The 5,606-nt window shown below is 42.3% G+C and carries 7 protein-coding genes, 1 tRNA gene and 1 pseudogene; 6 read left to right on the top strand and 3 right to left on the bottom strand.

Annotated elements, in window-relative coordinates:
* Nucleotides 1–305: 305 nt before the first annotated feature.
* Nucleotides 306–740: a TraR/DksA family transcriptional regulator gene (locus R4I06_RS04285; protein WP_334414342.1), complete on the bottom strand. Its 435-nt coding sequence runs from the start codon at nt 738–740 to the stop codon at nt 306–308.
* An 81-nt stretch (nt 741–821) separates the two neighbouring features.
* On the opposite strand from R4I06_RS04285, the gene R4I06_RS04280 reads away from it, so the two are divergent.
* The 6 genes from R4I06_RS04280 to R4I06_RS04255 all read left to right on the top strand — a co-directional run bounded on the left by R4I06_RS04280 (nt 822) and on the right by R4I06_RS04255 (nt 4,498).
* Nucleotides 822–1,529, top strand: coding sequence for a heme exporter protein CcmB (locus tag R4I06_RS04280; RefSeq protein ID WP_334414341.1), 708 nt, complete (start codon nt 822–824; stop codon nt 1,527–1,529).
* Between the two features lie 33 nt (nt 1,530–1,562).
* Nucleotides 1,563–1,638: transfer RNA gene (locus R4I06_RS04275), tRNA-Val, on the top strand.
* A 21-nt stretch (nt 1,639–1,659) separates the two neighbouring features.
* On the top strand, nt 1,660–2,586 hold the full coding sequence (locus R4I06_RS04270) for a cation diffusion facilitator family transporter (protein ID WP_334414340.1): 927 nt from the start codon (nt 1,660–1,662) through the stop codon (nt 2,584–2,586).
* A gap of 57 nt (nt 2,587–2,643) precedes the next feature.
* Nucleotides 2,644–3,258 (top strand): MlaC/ttg2D family ABC transporter substrate-binding protein, encoded by a 615-nt coding sequence (locus R4I06_RS04265; RefSeq protein WP_334414339.1) that lies wholly within the window; start codon nt 2,644–2,646, stop codon nt 3,256–3,258.
* A 146-nt stretch (nt 3,259–3,404) separates the two neighbouring features.
* The gene (locus tag R4I06_RS04260; RefSeq protein ID WP_334414338.1) at nt 3,405–3,545 is read left to right on the top strand and encodes a hypothetical protein; all 141 of its coding nucleotides are present in this window, start codon (nt 3,405–3,407) and stop codon (nt 3,543–3,545) included.
* A gap of 101 nt (nt 3,546–3,646) precedes the next feature.
* Nucleotides 3,647–4,498, top strand: a complete 852-nt coding sequence (locus tag R4I06_RS04255; protein WP_334414337.1) for a P44/Msp2 family outer membrane protein — start codon at nt 3,647–3,649, stop codon at nt 4,496–4,498.
* Nucleotides 4,499–4,573: 75 nt separating this feature from the next.
* On the opposite strand, the gene R4I06_RS04250 is transcribed toward R4I06_RS04255, so the two are convergent.
* The gene (locus R4I06_RS04250; protein WP_334414335.1) at nt 4,574–5,035 is read right to left on the bottom strand and encodes a hypothetical protein; all 462 of its coding nucleotides are present in this window, start codon (nt 5,033–5,035) and stop codon (nt 4,574–4,576) included.
* Between the two features lie 11 nt (nt 5,036–5,046).
* Nucleotides 5,047–5,606 (bottom strand): annotated as a pseudogene (locus R4I06_RS04245) (hypothetical protein); the annotation flags it as partial.

The following is a 5,606-nucleotide window of genomic DNA, read 5'->3' as shown; positions in this document are numbered from 1 at the left end:
CTTTAGTTTCTCCTGTACTTTCCTTTATCGCAAAGTCTCTTACCTTCCCTATAGCTGATATGTCCTCAGACACTACCTGGAACATCTCGCACTGCATATCTTGTTCCCGCTAGTTGTCGCCGTTGCTCTTGGATGAGCATATACACGATACCAAGCTCCCCCGCTAGTGCCCATTATACCGACTTTTCGCCATATAACGCGTTACTGACAGTGCTGATAAAGTTTCATACCGAGCACTCAGCCCGTTTCACCATACCCAGGCGTACTAAACCCTACCCTGTAGGTTTCCTAATTACTGTTACTGCTTAGTTTCCGAAGCTGTCCTCGTATCCGTCGTTGTCACTATATAGCTGTTGCTGCCTCTCTCGGCGTTCCTGCTCTTCTATGCAGTATAACGTCACGGGGTTGGCTTCCAAACGCTCAACTCCTATCTTCTCCCCTGTCTCCTCACAATATCCGTACAGCCCGTCTTCTATCCTTTGTAATGCATTGTCAATTTCCAGTGTTAGTGCGTCGTTGCGGCTGCACACCTGTAATGTAAGATCTGTCTCGTATTCCCTGGTTGCCATATCAGTTATGTCTGCATCAACACGAGACTGTAAAATTTCCCTTGTTTTCTCTTCCGATTCCTTCAGCAAGGCTCCCTTCCAGACAATCAGCTTTTGTTTAAAATACTCAAGCTGCCTGGGATTCATGTAGTCCTCGTCCTCATCTTCAGTGGAGTAATCTTTCGGTAACACAATTTCCTCCGGTCTTAATGCAATAACTGAGACACACATCCTAAGAATGCTTGATTAATATTTGGTGTATTACTATGCTGCATGAATCGGATATGGTTTTGTTGCATAATAGATAATATGCCGTACATAAGTGCATTCATTAGAGAACTCAAGACAACTCTCGTTGTGGGAAGCAGTGCACTGCATGTATCACTACTGTACACTATTGTAGTGGGAACCGCGCTAATTGTCCTACCATACGAGTGTTTACACAAAATTCTGCCTACCCTCTTCTGCATATGTGGCACTCTGGTGATGCAAGTTTCCATAAGAGAGCTCTTCGAAGAGGATTACACATGCGGCGCCCTAGAACAGTTGCTAATCCAAGATATACTGCCCGAAATAATGATACTCATGAAATTGCTTGCACACTGGATATGTGTGGTGTTGCCAATATGTATCATTTCAATGCTGCTAGACTTTGTAATTCTCGGAGATAGTGTGCGAAATATGCTTGGTCTAGGACTCGCACTGGGCGCAAGCTTGCTAATTGTCAGCTTCATATCCTCAGTTGGACACACACTTGTACTGGGAGGTGAAAAAGGCCTCGTGGTAGCGCAGGTACTTACCTTTCCTGTACTGGTCTCTGTTGTTATCTGCTTTAATCTCATGCTGCAGCTGCTCCGAGACGCTGCTGCTCCCTCTCAAGCGTTTACAGTCCTCGTGCTGGGTGCCAGTATGCTGTGTCTTGTGCCCCTTAGCATATTCTTCGTGATCTCAGCTGTAAAATTGGCAGTAGAGCAAAATTGACTTTTGCTTTGCATTCCATATCATATACGCATCGGGTGGTTAGCTCAGATGGTAGAGCGTTTGCTTGACATGCAAGAGGCCGTTGGTTCGAGTCCAATATCACCCACCATACTAGAGGTGTTTTTTTCGTATGCACAGTGATGATAGGGAGTTTTCCCCTATAATGTACAAACGTTTAATACTATCTATTATCATAGTTGGACTTACTTTGGTGGCTGAGGTAGTGGGAGGAATTCTCTCAAATTCCTTGGCACTCCTTTCGGACGCAGGGCATGTTTTTAGCGATCTCGTGGCTTTGGTTCTCAGCTGCGTAGCATACAAGCTTGCAGCTAAGAAATCCGATGTTCACAAATCATATGGCTACAGAAGATGTCAGGTAATTGCAGCGTTTGTAAATGGATTATCCCTTTTTGTAGTAGCATTAATGATAGTTGGTGCAGCAATTGACAGATTCATACATCCACTTGAAATTCACTGGAAACTCATGTCTGTAGTTGCTGTAATTGGCTTTATTGCCAATATACTTGTCTTTCTGATCATGTATAGAAAAGACGAAAGCAACATCAACTTAAAGAGTGCAGTTCTACACATAGTTGGTGATTTGCTGGGGTCACTCGCCGCAATTGTTTCATCTCTTATGATTATGGTAAGTGGTTGGCAAGTTATAGATCCCATACTATCAATTCTCGTTAGCGTGATCATGTTGAGAAGCGCTTATCAAATGATAAAGACGTCCTGTAACATACTACTGGAGAGTAAGCCCACCGGGATAGACGTAGAGGCGTTGCGTCAGTGCATAATGAAGAGCTTTTCTTCTGTGCAAGATGTTCACCATATGCACATTTGGGCACTTACACCTAGCTACACCCTTATGACTATGCACGTACGTGTTACTGATTTAGCTGCTCTGGGCGGTTCTGAAGGTACTGGTTTGGTTAGGAAACTTAAGGAGTTGTTACATACTAAATTTGATATACACCACGTAACTATAGAAGTAGAATCAACTGAGTGCTCAGATATATCTTCTACCGATCCTTCTACTGTCACAACAGAATAACATTAATGCTAATGTAAGGAGTTTAGTTTAGCATCCGGCCGGAGTGAGTGGTCTGTTATGTTTAAGAAGTTTTTCGCACTGCTCTTATGCACGCTGTTTATGTTAGCTTTAAGTGAAGGTACAGCTGCTGGAGGCTGCAAGCAACATGGTGATATATGTGATTTCATTGAGACCATAAGGTGTCGAGTGTCGGCTATTACCACAGAATCGTGTGTGGGAGATTGCACGTCCCTTGAGGATTATGTGAGCGAAATTCTCGACCTTGTCAGCATATCGAAGTTTGTAATGGGAAAGCATTGGACAACAGCAAACAGTAATCAACGACAAAGATTTTTGGATGCGTATGGGGCGTATATACGCAATGCTTATGCTGCTCAACTACGCGCTTACGCAGTTTATCATATGCGCATAATGAATACTAAACAGATAGCAGACGGGCGCTACCTAACTAAGATGCGTTTGAGTGACCCAGACAACTCAGAAGATTTTTTCATACTAGAATTTCACATCCTGGATGGTAGACAAGGTTTGAGAATTGTAGATGTTAAAATTAACAACACAATTAGCCTAGCGGGCTCTGAAAGATCTGCAGTTGATTCTGCGATAAAAACACATGGATTGGACAATATCATCCAAAAATTTGAAGAACGCAGGCATTCAACACGTAGCTAACCACGCAACTTTGAGCACATTAGCAATTTCCATAGAGCAACTTTAGTGTTGCACCTTTACGCACATTTCCCCCGGTACTCAAAACACAAAAATATTACACAACACAGCAGGAAATACCTTTAACAAATTAGTGTGGTTTCCTTTGCGTGTGTTACTATGGCGTTGCAGACGTTGACCATAGAAATGGTGCACACCACGGGATAGAAATATTTCTATCAAACTTGGTTGATTCCCCTACATCCTACGGTGATTTGGAAAAACAAAGTCTCGTACCTGATATAAGGTAGAAGTTTTGTATTATAAATCTAAAATTCTTTATGAGACTTCCAATATTCCACTTGATATGCTAAACTGTGCAGTATTTTTATGATTTATCAAAGGGATTACTATGAATTACAGAGAACTGCTTATGAGGAGCTTTTCTGCGGCTGCAATATGCGCATGCTCCCTCTTAATTAGTCAATCCTCTTTTGCGTCTTCTACAGATTACGATAGCATGTCGGGTGTAAATAGCGTTATGGGAGGTAGTTTTTACGTCAGTGGTAGTTACAGTCCTGCATTTCCAGCAATTGCATCATTCGATGTTCGTGAAGCAGACAAAGAAGCTTCGTACATTAAGAGTTACGGTAAAAATTTGACAGTTTTGAATATTTCCGACCCTCTGAATTTTTCTCAGGACGGACATCCATTCAAGTTTGCGAAGAGTTTACTTACATCTTTTGATGGTGCAACTGGATACGCTATAGGGGGTGCTAGAGTAGAGGTAGAAGCGAGCTACAAAAAGTTCAACACACTAGCTGAAGGTGAGTACAAAAACAACGACGCGCCAAATCTTGCGGCTGTTGTACGTGATCCTGTAATCACTGCTGACAACTTTTTCGTATTAAACATAGACAAAATAACTGACATTTCTGTCATGTTGAACGCTTGTTACGACGTATTGCATACAGATTTACCTGTATCTCCTTACGTATGTGCGGGTCTGGGCGCAAGTTTCGTAGACATAGCGAAGCACGTAACTGGAAAGTTTGCTTACAGAGGAAAAGTTGGTGTAAGTTATCAACTGACCCCGGAAATATCTTTAATTGCTGGTGGATATTACCACGGGATTTTTGATGAATCTTACGAAGGTATTCCAGCAAGTAACCACGTGCGCGTAGAGGGTGATGCTAAGGCTAATATAAAGGCTAACATTGCAAATTACGGATTCAACTTGGGAGCAAAATTTACTTTCAACTGACCTAATAAATGTGCGGTAGGGGCAAATCTTTGCCGCACATTTAAAGCTTTTGTACCATTTATATCAACACGTCACTTAGCTTGATGAAGCCGCTAAGATTGGCATTACCACTACTGACACACTTACCATCTGCTTCCGTAGTACTAGTATTCCAATCTCATCAGTCTTACCGCAAATCTTGCCATCCGCAGCCTTCGCGAAGGCGCTTGAGACTACTTCTTTCTGGTCTTTGTTCAAGTTTGTTGATACGTCCTTTGATATCTTACCCGATGTGTATTTTTCCATCTTTTCAGTTTCATCCCCTGGGTAACTTCTTTTGTGACTACTAGTAGTACCACTAGTATCACCAGTAAACATATCACTCAGCTTTGTGTACCCTATACTGCCAGCTATGCCACCACTAGAACATTTTCCATCAACAGCCGTTCCTGGATTTCGACTATCATCACCGACAACCCAAGTATCACCACAAATCTTCTTATCAATAGCATCCTTACTAGGATCAAGGTTATTAATAGCCTTACTAACCTCATGCATGTCCTTCTTGGTCAACTTCTGAATCCCTTCGGATAGTTTAGATGTCTGATCAAGAGCAACATATAGCGAGGAGATATAGAACGTATTTCTACTATTTCCGCACCTTCATGTGCCTTCGCAAAGGCGCTTGACACTACTCCTTTCTCTGTTCTGGTCAGATCTGACACATCCTTGGATATTGTCATGGATGTCCTTTTGCCCATCATCTTATCGGTGATACTGTCCTTGCCATATCCTCCGCCACCACTACTATCACCGGTATTATCTGTCCAAAGTCTTGCGAGTCCCCCTTTGGTCCTACTAGTACCACTACTACTCTGTCCGAGACCGCACTTTCCTTCCTCTGTTACTTCTACGTCATTACTACCAGTATGAGAGTAAGCACCATCCTTACAAATCTTACTATCAATGGTATTAGGGTTATCAAGAATATTAATAGCCTTACTAACCTCATGCATGTCCTTCTTGGTCAACTTTTGAATCCCTTCAGATAGTTTAGATGTCTGATCAAGAGCGACATTGTAAGCAAGATCTTTAGCGAGGAGATAAATACCTTCTTCATCACCATCTC

The sequence above is a fragment of the Anaplasma bovis genome, from assembly GCF_036903315.1.
GTDB lineage: Bacteria > Pseudomonadota > Alphaproteobacteria > Rickettsiales > Anaplasmataceae > Anaplasma > Anaplasma bovis.
This window is presented reverse-complemented; position numbering and strand designations above follow the sequence as displayed.